Origin of the sequence: Anaerocolumna sp. AGMB13025, assembly GCF_029689925.1 — a bacterium.
GTDB lineage: Bacteria > Bacillota > Clostridia > Lachnospirales > Lachnospiraceae > Anaerocolumna.
In genome coordinates this window covers 5,786,329-5,799,907 of sequence record NZ_CP121445.1, presented here as the reverse complement: position 1 = coordinate 5,799,907, position 13,579 = coordinate 5,786,329, and the positions used below count along the sequence as shown (strand labels likewise).

Here is a 13,579-nt window from a genome sequence, read left to right as displayed (position 1 = left end):
CACCTCCTTTCCTTAAGCTGCAGAAATAAAGTTACATGTATTATTTCGGTAAAAAATGCAGATTCTATTAGAAATTTAATTTTCCTCCAGGATTTCAGCTCCGAATTTATGCATCATCTCTAAGATCGGAATGATTCTTTGTCCTAGTTCCGTTAAGCTGTATTCCACTTTTGGCGGTACGACCGGATAAACCTCCCGGTGAATTAAATTATCTTCCTCCAGACTCTTTAACTGGCGGGAAAGTACCTTTTGGGAGACCTGGGGCAGTTTTCTCTGAATATCGCTAAAACGCAGGGTTTTGTAGTTCAAATACCATAAAACCAATATTTTCCATTTACCTGACATAATGTCCTGTATCAACACCATGGGACAGATATCGTAAGTATTACATTTATCTTTCATAAAGCATTCTTCATGCAGGTTAACAACTTGATCCATATTTGGCTCTCCTTTTTATACTGACAATTTTGTCACCAGATGACAAAAAAGTGCCTACTTGTTAATCAATCAGTTCAGTATTATTATAATATCATAGAAAAATGCGAAAGAATAGATAGGATACAACGAAGTGTATAAAATATTTCTATAAATAAATAGTAAGGAGACAGAATATGAGTAAGATATTATATATCAAAGCAAATGCGAAACCCGAAGGAGTATCAAGGACATTCCAAATCTCAGATAGGTTTGTCAAAGCTTATGAAGAGGCACACCAGGAGGATGAAATAGTAACTCTGGATCTGTATCAGGAGAAGATAGATTTTCTTAGGGAACAAGATATTAATTCCATCTTCGGACCCAAAGATGAAGAAAGCAAAAACCATCCCATTTTAAAATATGCATACCAGTTTATGGAGGCAGATAAGATTATTGTAGCCGCTCCTTTGTGGAATCTAAGTATTCCAGCCATCTTAAAAGCATACATTGATTATATCTCTGTAACAGGTATTACCTTTAAATATACGGCACAAGGTCCCGTAGGTTTATGCCAGGGGAAAAAAGTAGTTCACATTGCCGCCAGAGGCGGAGAATATTCCGAAGGTCCTGCCGCCGAATTTGAAATGGGCGATAGATATTTAAGAACAATCTTTGGATTTTTTGGTATTAATGATTTTATAACCATAGCAGCTGAAAAATTGGATGTGATCGGAGAAGATGTGGAAGGAATTTTAAAGGATACCATTGAAAAAGCAATTCAAGTAGCTGTGAATTTTTAATAAAATATAAAAGCAGATATGAAAAAGATTCAAACTGTATGGTCTGAATCTTTTTTTATTGCATAGGAAACTTCTTCGAACTTACCTCGTATGTTAAATTGATATTAGTTCCTTACTCTTTTCTTGAGTAAGTGTATACTGTTTATAGGCACTGTGGATTAGTCGAACTTACCTAACGCTTAGACGTTTGTTCATAGGCTATAACCACAGTTGCCTGCTTAAATGTTGATCAGTTAGATAACGCATGACGTTTTAATTAGCACGAGGCTACATAGCAGGCAGTTCTGTGGAATAAGCAACAGTGTCAATCTACTAAAAGGAGCTATTATTATGATTTACGTAGGCATTGATGTCGCAAAGAATAAACACGATTGTCTTATCACCAGTTCGGACGGCGAAATTCTTTTCCCTGTCTTCACCATTTCTAATGATCTTATTGGATTTTCTCTTTTGCTTCAACGTATGCAATCCTTCACCAATAACCCTGAAACAATAAAAATAGGGCTGGAAGCAACTGGTCATTATAGCAACAATATCGCTGATTTCCTCGCTAATAAAAACTACCACATTTTTATTATCAATCCGCTTCACACTAGTCTATACAAAAAAAGTCTAAGCTTTAGAAAGACGAAAACGGACAAGGCTGACGCCCAATCAATCGTATCAATGCTGATGACACAGAAGCTAACGCCCTATGCACCTGCATCATACCATGAAAAAGAACTAAAGTCACTAACAAGATATCGTTTTAACCTTGTAAAAGATTGCTCCAGGCTCAAAGTATCGTTCGCTAGGTTGATGAATATCATTTTTCCCGAATTAGAGAAAATAGTTCATGAACTACAGGTTAATTCGATTTATCACCTTATGAGTGAATACACCAATACTAACGCTATTTCAAAGGCTCATCTGACTCGTTTGACTAACCTTTTATCAAAACATTCAAAAGGTCACTATGGTCGTCAAAAAGCAATTGATATCAAAGAAGCAGCCAAACAATCAATCGGAACCTGCGATGGCATACAGACCATTGAATTACAACAAACCCTAGCTCGCATTTTTCTGCTGCAGGAACAAACCGAAGTGATTGAGAAAAGAATAAAAGAGATTGTTAAAAATATAGATTCTCCTTTTATAACGATTCCCGGTATTTCTTATACAACTGCAGCTATCATTCATGCCGAAATAGGTGATTTTTCTGATTTTTCTAATGCCGAAAAAATACTTGCATTTGCCGGAATGGAGCCATCTATCTATCAATCTGGGCAGTATACGTCTACCCATGCCAAAATGGTTAAAAGAGGCTCAAAATACCTGCGTTTCGCACTTTATACAGCCGCTAAAAATGTTGGTAAATGGGATACTAATTTCAGTTTATTCTTACAGAAAAAACTGGCAGAAGGAAAACCTTATAATGTTGCAGTTTCCCACGTTGCAAAAAAACTGGTCAGAGTTCTTTACTGTATGGAAATGAAACATGAAGCTTACATAAAGTAGTTCTTATCTCTCATATCAATTTTTCAAGGCAGCTTTCAAGGTGCTTTATTTGTCATGCTATTTTCAAGGTACAATTATATAACAGTAAACTAATATAAAATAACTACTTGACATAGTTAGTCTATGCAATAAAAAAGCCTTCCAGGCAGGATGCGCATGACGCACTTAAGGAAGATTGTCACTGTTGTGACAGTGCGTCAGCGCTAGAGTCTGGCGAGCCAGACTCTTTGTTCTTTATTAGGAAAGTTCTCCTCCGGAGAACCTGTGTATTAAATATGCCCGCTAAAAGCGGGCATAGGAAACAGACGATATTGCTAGAAGATATAAAAACCTTCTTCAAATTCGTCCTCATCAAGGTCATCATCCTCGGTAAGAAAATAATGCATGTCGAGCAGATCAGAATCAGTCATGTTCCGAACAAGCTTAGCTGTCATTCCTTCTGGAGGATTTTTGATATAGTTTTGTCTGAGTTCCTCTAGTTGTTTTGGATCCATTAGTAGTGCCTCCCATCTTAGAATGATTTAAGTATGGACCAGATGGGATAGAAAATCAAGTAGCTTTACCGCTGGAGCGGCAGTGAAACTTTGCCATTGCCCTTTCGTAAAGTTCAACTAGAGATACACGTTTGTGGTTATAGTAGAGTTCCAGAAACTCCATGGTATGATTGCACTTTTGACATTTCAAGGGATCGTAACCAAAGGACAAAAGAATAAGGTTACGCCATTTATTAAAATCCAGAATTATCTTGTGTTTGGATTTGGGTACAGCTTTGGTAAGGCTTTTATCTAACTCGCGATGACGAGCATAAAGACCATAATAGCGTGTCATCTTAAAGTTCTTTTCAGGGATGTGTTGGATAAGAAGCTTAATAAAATCTAACACAGGAATTGTTTTCTGAACATAAGAATTATCCTCATGTTTGTTATAATGAAAAGTTACATTTTCACCATCGTAGGAGTCAATTCTTGAAGTAGCAATAACAGGACGACTAAGATAGCGACTGATATATTTTACAACGGTATTAGGGTCACAAAGATTTGGTTTTGCGTAAACATAGAAACCATTTTTATCTTTCTTGTAGATGGCGGCCTTGGTTTTTTTGAAAGATGGACCGATATGCTTCTCCATTTCATTAAGAAGAGCGGTCTGAAAAGCTTTTCTAAAATAAGAGTAATTAAAATGTTTTACAACACGCCAGAATCCATCATCGGAGAATCCACCTTCGGTAAGTAGACAGTGAATGTGAGGATTCCATTCAAGAGGACGGCCAAAAGTATGTAGAACACAGACAAAACCGGGAACATAGTTCTTACTTTTGTTCATCTTGTGGAACAGTTCAAGAACAACGCTACGGACCGCCTGGAAAAGACAGTTAAGAAGGGAACGGTCTTCCAAAAAGAAGTGACGAAGTTCTTCGTCAATAGTAAAAACACAGTGGCGGTGAGTGCAACGAATTAACTTAAAAGATATCGTGGTAGAACGATCGTTGGAGTATTTGCTGCCACAGGTAGGGCAAAACTTGGAGTGACAGCGGAAAGGAACGAATTTAAGTTCACCGCAATGGGAACAGCCGTACATGGCACCACCAAAGGAAGGATCGCCGCAGTTAATCATCTTTTCAATGTTTTCCATAACAACATGACGAGGATGAAGAGAATATTTAATTATTTCATAATTGTCATTGAAAATCTTCTGTAATATATTCATATGACTATTATGAAGCAGAATGACAAAAAAAGAAACCCCCAGATTCCCCTCATGAATGAGGGGCTAGGGGAGCTGATGTGTCGAAGACACTTTTTTATGCAATAGTAAAATCGCCCTATTACATAAAAAAACGCTCTGCTATGGATGGGCACTTTTATCTATCGGGCATTTAAAGAACTTGCCTTGGAGATAATATGATTTATAATAGAAACAGTAATGCGTTCTTTTTCTTGTCAGAATGTATTTTAAGTTAATTTAAGGTTATTTTGTTAGCATGGTTTTAAAGAAAGCATGCATAAGGGAGCACCAAAGATGGTAAAAGTATTTTATATAATACAATGAAAGATCAGAGTGACAGGGCCTGGGAGGAAAGGGTATGAGAATTTTACTTGCAGAGGATGAAAAAGAATTATCAAATGCATTAACGGCTATTTTAAAACATAATAACTATTCAGTAGATGCGGTTTATAACGGTGCGGATGCCCTGGATTATGGACAGTCGGAAAATTATGATATTATAATTCTGGATATTATGATGCCGAAAATGAACGGACTTAAGGTTTTAAGTAATTTAAGGGAAAAAGGGATTTCGACTCCCGTATTATTGCTTACTGCCAAAACCGAAATTGAAGACCGGATACTTGGACTGGATACCGGGGCAGATGATTACCTTGGCAAACCCTTTGCCATGGGAGAACTCTTAGCCAGAGTCCGTGCCATGACCAGGCGTAAGGCTGAATTTACACCTAATGTAATTACACTTGGAAACATCAGGCTGAATAAAGAAACCTATGAATTATCCAAGGATAAAATCGCCCTAAGGCTCAGCAATAAGGAATTTCAAATGCTTGAGATGTTGATGAATAATCATAAGCGGCTTATATCCACGGAGTTATTTATGGAACGGATCTGGGGATATGATTCAGAAGCAGAAATCAGTGTGGTGTGGGTCTATATTTCCTATCTCCGTAAAAAACTGGAATCCTTGGAAGCCGATGTGAAAATCAAAGCGGTCAGAGGAGTTGGATATACACTGGAGGAAGATAAATGATCAAGAAACTGCAGCGCAAATTCATTACAATTGCGATGATGTCCTTAATGTTAGTCATGGTGATAGTAGTTGGCTCCATCAATATCATTAATTTCTATCAGATGAATCACCGGATAAACGGAGCAATTCGGATATTATCTGAAAATAATGGTAATTTCCCTAAGTTCGACAGAAAAAAACCACCCCAGAAAAAGCCGGATTTTGGATTTCAGATGAATGAGGAGACTCCCTTTGAAACCAGGTATTTTACTGTGAATGTCAATACGGACGGCACAATAAAACAGATTGACACCAGCCATATAGCAGCTGTAGCATCCGGGGATGCGCGAAACTTTGCCACAAAAGTACTAAGTAGCGGGAATAACAGTGGTTATAAGGGAATATATAAATATGCGATTATAAAACAACCATCTGGTTCCATGCTGATTTTCATTGACTGCAGAAGCCAGCTGCAGACGGCAACCTTATTTTTGCTTATTTCGGCAGGAGTGGCTGTTGGTACTCTTCTTACGGTATTTCTACTGGTTTCTGTTCTGTCCAAAAAAACCATCAAACCGATTATGATCAGCATGGAAAAACAAAAGCAGTTTATTACGGATGCGGGTCATGAAATCAAAACCCCCCTGGCTATTATTTCAGCCAATACCGATGTACTGGAATTGACAGGCGGAGACAATGAATGGATTGCCAGTATCCGTAATCAGACCGAAAGACTTGATAAACTGGTGAAGAATTTGCTGATGCTGTCGAAAATGGATGAAGACAGTATTAAGCTTATGTTTCATGACTTTGATATGAGTAAAGCCGTAACAGAAATAGCCGGTTCCTTTGAGGCAATGGTCGAAACCCACAATAAAAATCTGATATTAGATATTACTCCGAACATAATTCTGCACGGAGATGAGAGCAGTATTCACCAGCTTATCTCAACTCTTACGGATAATGCGGTTAAGTATTCTAACCAGAATGGAATCATTAGAATAACGCTTACTCATGCCAAGAAAGGTATCAAACTGGAAGTATTCAATACAGCGGAGGAAATCTATACCGAAGATTTAGATCACTTATTCGACCGATTTTACAGACAGGATTCATCCAGATCCAGAGAAACCGGCGGTTATGGTATCGGGTTGTCCATAGCCAAATCCATTGTAGAAGCTCATCATGGTAAGATTTCGGTGAAAAGTGAGGATGGAAAATCCATCTGTTTTACGGTGATAATCTAATGCTTAAGGAAAGAAAATGGAATTCGGTTCAGAACCAAAAGAGCTGCACTCCTTGGAAAGATTGACAAAGGATTTATGACAACCGTATTAAGATTCAGGTTGATGTTAATAAATAGAAGCATAGGACATACTGCAGCTCTCAGGAAAAATGTTAATTATAATATAAAATAGGAAAGGATACAGGCTTATAAATTTCAGCAGCCGTATCCTTTTTTTATCCTATTTCCGCTTGATTTCAACCACGAAAAATTAGGACCTTCGGTTCATGACGCCCAGATAAATATGAGCTTCATAATTTTCTCATTCACACAAAGGTTATGTTTTTTTATGTTTTTAAATTTTTGTAAAGTCAAAGTAAAATTAAAGTAAGGTTTAAGGTTGATTTTAAGTAAGTAGTTTACAATTACTTTATCAGATAAGACAGGAGTGATTGTAATGAACCAGTACCAGGATACGTTTAAACGATATGAAAAAAAATATCTGCTGGATTATGAGAAATATGAGTTATTAAGATTTAAGTTAGGGGATTATTTGGAAGAAGACGAATTCGGACAAACAACCATATGCAATATATATTTTGACACACCGGATTACCGTCTGATACAGGCTTCCCTGGAAAAACCAGTATATAAGGAAAAGCTTCGGTTAAGAAGTTATGGTGTCCCTTCTGAAATGGATACGGTATTTATTGAATTGAAGAAGAAATATAAAGGCATTGTCTATAAACGCCGGATAAAATCAGAACTTATCAGTGCAGAGCATTATTTATATGATGGAGAGACAGACAAGGAAACCTCCCAGATTAACAGGGAAATTGACTGGTTTCTAAACTTCTATCCGGATATCAGACCAGCAATGTATATCGCCTATGACCGGACAGCCCTGTATGGGATAGAAGACAATAATTTAAGAATAACCTTTGACAGCAATATTATCTGGCGGGAAGAAGAGTTATGGCTGGAGAGTGGTATCTTTGGAGCATCTCTTTTGGACCAAGGAGTGCAGCTGATGGAAATTAAGATTCCGGGTGCCATGCCGCTATGGCTTGCCCATCTGCTAAACGATCTGGAAATTTTCCCGGTATCCTTCTCAAAGTATGGAAAAGGGTATCAGGAATCGTTACTTATTAAAAACAAAGAAGAGGGAAAAGAGGTATTGCTATATGCTTAATTCAATTTTATCAGATACATTTACCATGGAGACATTTTTAATCTGTATGATCAGTTCCGTTTTATTAGGAGCTGTTACTGCCTGGATACACAGCTTATATAACAACAGCAGCAAAGGCTTTATTATGACGATTGCATTACTGCCGGCCATTGTTCAAATGGTTATTATGTTAGTGAACGGTAATCTTGGTACGGGAATTGCCGTAATGGGAGCGTTCAGTCTCGTTCGTTTCCGTTCCATTCCGGGAAATGCCAGAGAAATAAATAGTATTTTTATGGCAATGGCAGTCGGGCTGGCAACCGGAACCGGATATCTGGCAGCGGCAGTAATATTTGTCCTTATTCTTGGAGGGGTAAGCATGCTTTATCAGGTTACAAGCTTTGGTGAGCCAAAAAGAAAGGAACAGGAGCTACGGATAACCATACCGGAGGGACTGGATTACACCGGAATATTTGATGATCTATTTTCAAAATATACTAGAAAAAATGAGCTGGTTCAGGTGAAAACCTCCAATATGGGAAGTCTCTACCGCTTGAATTACCGAATTGTTTTAAAAGATAGCATCCAGGAAAAAACACTGATTGACGAGCTCCGATGCAGAAACGGTAACCTGGAAATCGTCTGCGGTAAAGTTAACTATGGCAGTGAAGAATTGTAATAGAAAGAGATTGAGGTAAAATTATGCGAAAATTAAACTATTATATCATTACCCTGACTATTAGCGCCCTGCTATTTACCGGGTGCAGTACAAGTCAGAACAATCAGGCAAAAGCGGCTCAGGAGAATACGACTGAAACCAGTGAAATTAGTGATACTTCCTCTTCACAAGTCGTAGTGGATACGGAATTTTCAGCGAGGGACCTGGAAGTAGGCTATGAAGAAAGTACGGCAGTAAATATAACTTTAAAGGGTGATAGTATTGAGGCAGCTGATAACAGCGCAGAAACTGGTGCAGTCATTAAGGGCAGTACACTTACCATTAACAAGGAGGGTACGTATGTTATAAGCGGTACCTTGGATAACGGGCAGATCATTGTGGATGCCGGAAATTCGGACAAAGTCCATATTGTGTTTGCCGAAGCAGCCATTACCTGTATGAATAATGCTCCCGTCTATGTTAAAAATGCGGATAAAGTATTCATTACCTTAAAAGCGGGTACCGCGAATTCATTGACGGATGGCACGGTATACGTGCAAAGTGATGACAACAATGTAGACGGAGTTATTTATTCCAAGGCTGATTTAACCATTAACGGGGAAGGAGCCTTAACTGTAACCGGTAATTATAAGCATGGAATCGTATCCAAGGATGACCTGGTTATCACAGGAGGAAAAATAATAGTTACTGCAGTAAAAGATGCCCTAAACGGCAAAGACTGCGTGAAGATTAAAGATGGCACACTGACCCTCAGTGCAGACACAGGTAATGGAATTCAGTCCAAGAATGATGAAGATGCCACAAAGGGCTATGTATATGTTGCGGGCGGTACGATAACCGTACTAAAAAGTAATGAAGGAATAGAGGGCACTGTTATCCTTATTGAAGATGGTGTAATTGACATAACCTCAGATGATGATGGATTAAATTCCGCCAGCGGTATCAATAAGGACTCGAATCAGGCAGGTGTAAAATTCCCAGGTGACATGGATAGAACAGATAAAGATGCTGATATGACTGTTAATCCGAAATCCAATACTGCACCGGATAAAAATACAGATGCAGATGCCAACGGTTCTTTGAGAGCACCAGATGCTGAAACATCCGACGCAACGACTGGTGCAACTGCCGGAACAGAAGAAACAGACAGACCTAATATGCCTGAAAGACCGGAGGGGACCAACCCAAACAGAGATTTTGGACAGGGTAATTTTGGCGGCGGATTTGGCGGCGGTGAGTTTGAAGCAGACACGGACTGCTATATATCCATTAAAGGTGGTACAATTCACATCAATGCTGCCGGCGATGGTATCGATTCTAACGGTTATCTCTATGTATCAGGGGGCAGTACCTATGTAAGCGGCCCTACCGACAACGGTAATGGCGCTCTTGATTATAACGGAACTGCAGTGATTACAGGTGGTACGATTCTAGCGGCAGGCAGTACCGGTATGGCTCAGGGATTTTCAGATACTTCTACCCAGTATTCTCTGTTATATAATCTGACTAAAGTCAGTGCTGCAGGTACGGAAATAAAGCTAACGGATGAGACTGATAAGGTAATTGCTTCCTATAAACCGGATAAGAAATATCAATCCGTAGTCATCAGTACCCCGGATCTTATAAAAGATAAAACCTATACCTTAACATGTGGAGATCAGACGGCACAAGTTACCCTCTCTTCCGTTGTCACCAGTAATGGCGGAGGACAGGGTATGGGAGGTCCGAGAATGGGAGAACAGCGAGGAACAGAAAGACCATCCTCTCAAAACGGTAATACTAATAATAATGGCGATAAAAATACTGTAAATGATACAGATAAAAGTACAGGGAATAAACTAGATAATAATTCAGGTAACAGCACAGATTCAAATTAGATAATAATACAAAGAAAAGGACAGCAGAGGTATTCTTTCTTACCACTGCTGTCCGTATATAAGCCTTTTTGTTTTATATTATTAGAAATCTGCTTTCCAAAGACCATGTAAATTGCAATATTCATAAACCGTACCGGTTTCTACTTCTTCAAATTCTGCTTTTGGCTCCTGGCCTGGTTCCAGATATTTGAATTGGACTTTATCATCTGCTGCCAAGGCAATCCATTGGATATAGTGTTCCGGTAAGGAGGGATGAAGTATAGAGCCAACAGTAACTTTAATTTTACCATCTTCTTTTATCACTTCCGGTACATGTTTTTCTTTTGCACCATCGGAAGTATTTGCTTCCAATTTGGTCATCTCATCTCCACAACAGACAAGAGTGCCACCACCATTATTAATTAACGCTACTATATTTCCACAATGTTTACAACGAAAAAATGTTACTTCTGCCATATTATTTTTCTCCTTTAATTATGATTATATTAATTCCATGGTTTATAACTTATAGGGTTTATAACATCTATAGTTAATAACTTCTATAGTTTATAAACTTCTATAGTTAATAACTTCTCTGGTTTATAGCTTCTATAGTTTATAATTATTATCATTCCTTTATTCAAAAACAGTAACAGCCTGTTTCCGTTTAATTCGAAGAAGAACACTCTCTAAAATACGAAAACTGTGATTCAAATCTTTTTGTTCCAAATAAGCGGTGGATAAATCCTGGCCGATGACCAGATCCATATTTCTTGCTTCGGGGCAAACCATCACTGCCTTACCGGTACCAAGTACTGAGGAAGAATATACATTGCCGTTAAACAGCTTGCTGATCCGGTCAATTTCAAGAAGACCGGTACCTGGCTGTATTCTTTGTAACTGCATGTATAGATCAGGACTTAATATCAAGGCATATGTTCCATATATATTTTTTTCTGAAAAGATCTGAAGACCAGTTACAATATCATGAAAAGCATGTTCATCACTAGACCAGTCGGAACGCTTTAGCTTATTGATCCCGGAAGCAGTCAGCAAGCCTTCATATCCATAGTTCTCATTTCCAAAGAAGATAAAACGGTCTTCCTTCTTAGAACAATATTCTGCAGCTGCAGCTGCTTTTGACAAGTCAAGGGGATAACCCAATTTCCGACTGTTTTCCAAATCCTTTGCGAATAAAGTAAAATCCTCATATAGGGTAGGTATTTCAACATATTTTCTTCCTTTGGTGGTGATAAAACCGTCCTCTAAGAGCTCATTAAGGGTTTCTGAATCGTCGATTTGGATACTTTCTGTTCCGGCACCCAAAGGTCCAAAGATATGAAGAAATCTTCTGGCAATTAAACTTGTGCGGGCAGTACCCACGACAACTGAGTCGATTTGATCCCATAATTCATCAGGTAAGTTCGAATTTTCTCTTGATAAATAACTCATGTATGCACCTCCTTTAAAGCTTTTTATGAATTTATTAAGCTGCCTACCGACTTAATGCTTTTTGCTCCATCTGCTTGTACCGAATCAGACTCCGAGATGCCAAGATCTTCTAGCATCTCCTTTACTTCTGCCTCGCCGGAAAAAAACAGTTCGGCTTCTTTCGGGTCAAGGATCCTCAGCAGTGTCATTAATTCACCGACATGGGCTTTTTCCTCATCCCGGATATCGGCAATCACTTTCTTGGCTATCTCTTCGTCCGTTGCCTGAACATGGGCGTCATAAATATAGATTGCCTCCAATTCACCGGCAATATCAAGACGAATAGCCTGAATTAATTCTTCTTTTGACATTTTTCTTTCAACATTACCCTGAAAAGGGTTTCCAAAAGCTGGCATTTTCTTAACCTCCTCAATAATAGTAATAGTTACTGTTATTATTATAAACATATTTTTGAGAAATTGCAATACCTAAAATTAAAGAAAATAGAAAATTTTATGGATCTATTTATCTTATTCACACAAAGGTAAGTAATATGTCTGGTAAATTTATTTTTATCAAAGCATATAAGACAAACAAAGATTGCTTAAATCTGGTGCATACCATGATATTGTAATCAAAAGGGGATGAGAAAATACTGAAATGGGTAAAATAAATCATTCAAAATAAACATACAAAGTAATTGTGCAAAATAGTCTTATAAAATGGACATACAAAATAATCATACATAATAGTCGCACAAAATAAAATACAAAATAAACTGCACTAAGAATAAACCGTATTAAAATAAATCATACTAAATTAATTACGCTATATAAAATATACTAAGATATCTTTTGTATACCGAAAGTCAAAAATGTCAGTATATATAAAATAATTAAGTACTTGAATCTATTTAGATCAAATGCTATTATCATGTATATACCATATATTGTAAGGCTTAAAACACTTAGATTAGCGTTAATACCTTGTTTCAAAAATATTTGTTTACTTAAAGGTATTTATTATTGTCAGTTAAAATATATTATTAATACTCTGTTTAAAGTAAGTTAGGAATTATGATGTATATGGTAAACTAAAAACTGTCACTAAACTATTTATATAAGAAGAATTTATAAGGAGGTAAATATTATGTCATATTCATTTTGGGAAGCAGTAAAGGGAAGAAGAAGCAGATATGGATTTAGCAGTGAGAAGCCGGTCAGTGAAGAACGTATTACACAAATCGTCAGAGATGCCATCTATTATACTCCATCTGCATTTAATTCACAGAGTACGAGAATCGTTATTCTGTTTCATGATAATAACAGGAAATTATGGGATTTTACACTGGAGGAGCTGAAAAAATATACAACCGAGGAGCAGTTTGAAGATACGAAAACAAAGGTTAACCAGGGATTGGCTTCCGGATATGGAACGATACTCTTCTTTGAAGATCATGATGTGGTAAAAGGGCTTATGGATAATTTCCCTCTGTATAAAGATAATTTCCCGGTATGGTCACAGCATACCAGTGCAATGCACCAGTTTGTTGTTTGGACAGCGTTGGAGGCCGAAGGGCTTGGAGCTTCTTTACAGCACTATAATCCGTTGATTGACAGCGCAGTTGCTAAGGAATGGGAGATACCGGATAACTGGAAACTAGTAGCTCAGATGCCTTTTGGAAAGCCTCTTGCAGATCCAGGTGAGAAAACCTTTTCCGAGGTGGATGCCAGAATAAAGGTATTTAAATAAATATAAGGCACAAC

14 protein-coding genes are annotated in these 13,579 nt (G+C 37.8%); 8 read left to right on the top strand and 6 right to left on the bottom strand.

Translation table 11 applies throughout. From position 1 onward, the window contains the following. Nucleotides 1-75: 75 nt before the first annotated feature. Nucleotides 76-438 carry a winged helix-turn-helix transcriptional regulator gene (locus tag QA584_RS24075; protein WP_278271646.1) on the bottom strand — a complete coding sequence of 121 codons (363 nt, stop codon included), beginning with the start codon at nucleotides 436-438 and terminating at the stop codon, nucleotides 76-78. A gap of 173 nt (nucleotides 439-611) precedes the next feature. Between QA584_RS24075 and QA584_RS24070 the strand changes: the two genes are divergently transcribed. Then, the gene (locus QA584_RS24070) at nucleotides 612-1,217 is read left to right on the top strand and encodes an FMN-dependent NADH-azoreductase (protein ID WP_278271645.1); all 606 of its coding nucleotides are present in this window, start codon (nucleotides 612-614) and stop codon (nucleotides 1,215-1,217) included. Between the two features lie 330 nt (nucleotides 1,218-1,547). Next, nucleotides 1,548-2,714 (top strand): IS110 family transposase, encoded by a 1,167-nt coding sequence (locus QA584_RS24065; RefSeq protein WP_278271556.1) that lies wholly within the window; start codon nucleotides 1,548-1,550, stop codon nucleotides 2,712-2,714. A 314-nt stretch (nucleotides 2,715-3,028) separates the two neighbouring features. On the opposite strand, the gene QA584_RS24060 is transcribed toward QA584_RS24065, so the two are convergent. Both QA584_RS24060 and QA584_RS24055 read right to left on the bottom strand, forming a co-directional pair. Continuing rightward, entirely contained in the window at nucleotides 3,029-3,208 is a 180-nt protein-coding gene (locus QA584_RS24060; RefSeq protein WP_278271644.1) for a hypothetical protein, read from the bottom strand. Nucleotides 3,209-3,263: 55 nt separating this feature from the next. Continuing rightward, nucleotides 3,264-4,421, bottom strand: a complete 1,158-nt coding sequence (locus tag QA584_RS24055) for an IS91 family transposase (protein ID WP_278271643.1) — start codon at nucleotides 4,419-4,421, stop codon at nucleotides 3,264-3,266. Between the two features lie 376 nt (nucleotides 4,422-4,797). Here QA584_RS24055 and QA584_RS24050 point away from each other — a divergent pair, with 376 nt between their 5' ends. The 5 genes from QA584_RS24050 to QA584_RS24030 all read left to right on the top strand — a co-directional run bounded on the left by QA584_RS24050 (nucleotide 4,798) and on the right by QA584_RS24030 (nucleotide 10,403). Further along, entirely contained in the window at nucleotides 4,798-5,472 is a 675-nt protein-coding gene (locus QA584_RS24050; RefSeq protein WP_278271642.1) for a response regulator transcription factor, read from the top strand. After that, entirely contained in the window at nucleotides 5,469-6,698 is a 1,230-nt protein-coding gene (locus QA584_RS24045) for a sensor histidine kinase (protein WP_278271641.1), read from the top strand. The genes QA584_RS24050 and QA584_RS24045 overlap by 4 nt, the downstream gene beginning before the upstream one ends. 435 nt (nucleotides 6,699-7,133) lie before the next feature. After that, nucleotides 7,134-7,868, top strand: coding sequence for a polyphosphate polymerase domain-containing protein (locus tag QA584_RS24040; RefSeq protein WP_278271640.1), 735 nt, complete (start codon nucleotides 7,134-7,136; stop codon nucleotides 7,866-7,868). After that, entirely contained in the window at nucleotides 7,861-8,526 is a 666-nt protein-coding gene (locus QA584_RS24035; RefSeq protein ID WP_278271639.1) for a DUF4956 domain-containing protein, read from the top strand. The genes QA584_RS24040 and QA584_RS24035 overlap by 8 nt, the downstream gene beginning before the upstream one ends. Before the next feature lie 23 nt (nucleotides 8,527-8,549). After that, nucleotides 8,550-10,403, top strand: a complete 1,854-nt coding sequence (locus tag QA584_RS24030; RefSeq protein ID WP_278271638.1) for a carbohydrate-binding domain-containing protein — start codon at nucleotides 8,550-8,552, stop codon at nucleotides 10,401-10,403. Nucleotides 10,404-10,484: 81 nt separating this feature from the next. Here QA584_RS24030 and QA584_RS24025 read toward each other — a convergent pair whose 3' ends face one another. The 3 genes from QA584_RS24025 to QA584_RS24015 all read right to left on the bottom strand — a co-directional run bounded on the left by QA584_RS24025 (nucleotide 10,485) and on the right by QA584_RS24015 (nucleotide 12,229). After that, nucleotides 10,485-10,859 (bottom strand): desulfoferrodoxin, encoded by a 375-nt coding sequence (locus QA584_RS24025; RefSeq protein WP_278271637.1) that lies wholly within the window; start codon nucleotides 10,857-10,859, stop codon nucleotides 10,485-10,487. A 159-nt stretch (nucleotides 10,860-11,018) separates the two neighbouring features. Further along, entirely contained in the window at nucleotides 11,019-11,834 is an 816-nt protein-coding gene (locus QA584_RS24020) for a family 1 encapsulin nanocompartment shell protein (protein ID WP_278271636.1), read from the bottom strand. A gap of 23 nt (nucleotides 11,835-11,857) precedes the next feature. Beyond that, nucleotides 11,858-12,229, bottom strand: coding sequence for a demethoxyubiquinone hydroxylase family protein (locus QA584_RS24015; protein ID WP_278271635.1), 372 nt, complete (start codon nucleotides 12,227-12,229; stop codon nucleotides 11,858-11,860). A gap of 733 nt (nucleotides 12,230-12,962) precedes the next feature. Between QA584_RS24015 and QA584_RS24010 the strand changes: the two genes are divergently transcribed. Next, nucleotides 12,963-13,565 (top strand): nitroreductase family protein, encoded by a 603-nt coding sequence (locus QA584_RS24010; RefSeq protein ID WP_278271634.1) that lies wholly within the window; start codon nucleotides 12,963-12,965, stop codon nucleotides 13,563-13,565. Nucleotides 13,566-13,579: the final 14 nt, after the last annotated feature.

Bases quoted from the DNA above. Each gene is read 5' to 3' on its own strand.
- QA584_RS24075 (WP_278271646.1), bottom strand. From the start codon at position 438: ATGGATCAAGTTGTTAACCTGCATGAAGAATGCTTTATGAAAGATAAA.
- QA584_RS24070 (WP_278271645.1), top strand. From the start codon at position 612: ATGAGTAAGATATTATATATCAAAGCAAATGCGAAACCCGAAGGAGTA.
- QA584_RS24065 (WP_278271556.1), top strand. From the start codon at position 1,548: ATGATTTACGTAGGCATTGATGTCGCAAAGAATAAACACGATTGTCTT.
- QA584_RS24060 (WP_278271644.1), bottom strand. From the start codon at position 3,208: ATGGATCCAAAACAACTAGAGGAACTCAGACAAAACTATATCAAAAAT.
- QA584_RS24055 (WP_278271643.1), bottom strand. From the start codon at position 4,421: ATGAATATATTACAGAAGATTTTCAATGACAATTATGAAATAATTAAA.
- QA584_RS24050 (WP_278271642.1), top strand. From the start codon at position 4,798: ATGAGAATTTTACTTGCAGAGGATGAAAAAGAATTATCAAATGCATTA.
- QA584_RS24045 (WP_278271641.1), top strand. From the start codon at position 5,469: ATGATCAAGAAACTGCAGCGCAAATTCATTACAATTGCGATGATGTCC.
- QA584_RS24040 (WP_278271640.1), top strand. From the start codon at position 7,134: ATGAACCAGTACCAGGATACGTTTAAACGATATGAAAAAAAATATCTG.
- QA584_RS24035 (WP_278271639.1), top strand. From the start codon at position 7,861: ATGCTTAATTCAATTTTATCAGATACATTTACCATGGAGACATTTTTA.
- QA584_RS24030 (WP_278271638.1), top strand. From the start codon at position 8,550: ATGCGAAAATTAAACTATTATATCATTACCCTGACTATTAGCGCCCTG.
- QA584_RS24025 (WP_278271637.1), bottom strand. From the start codon at position 10,859: ATGGCAGAAGTAACATTTTTTCGTTGTAAACATTGTGGAAATATAGTA.
- QA584_RS24020 (WP_278271636.1), bottom strand. From the start codon at position 11,834: ATGAGTTATTTATCAAGAGAAAATTCGAACTTACCTGATGAATTATGG.
- QA584_RS24015 (WP_278271635.1), bottom strand. From the start codon at position 12,229: ATGCCAGCTTTTGGAAACCCTTTTCAGGGTAATGTTGAAAGAAAAATG.
- QA584_RS24010 (WP_278271634.1), top strand. From the start codon at position 12,963: ATGTCATATTCATTTTGGGAAGCAGTAAAGGGAAGAAGAAGCAGATAT.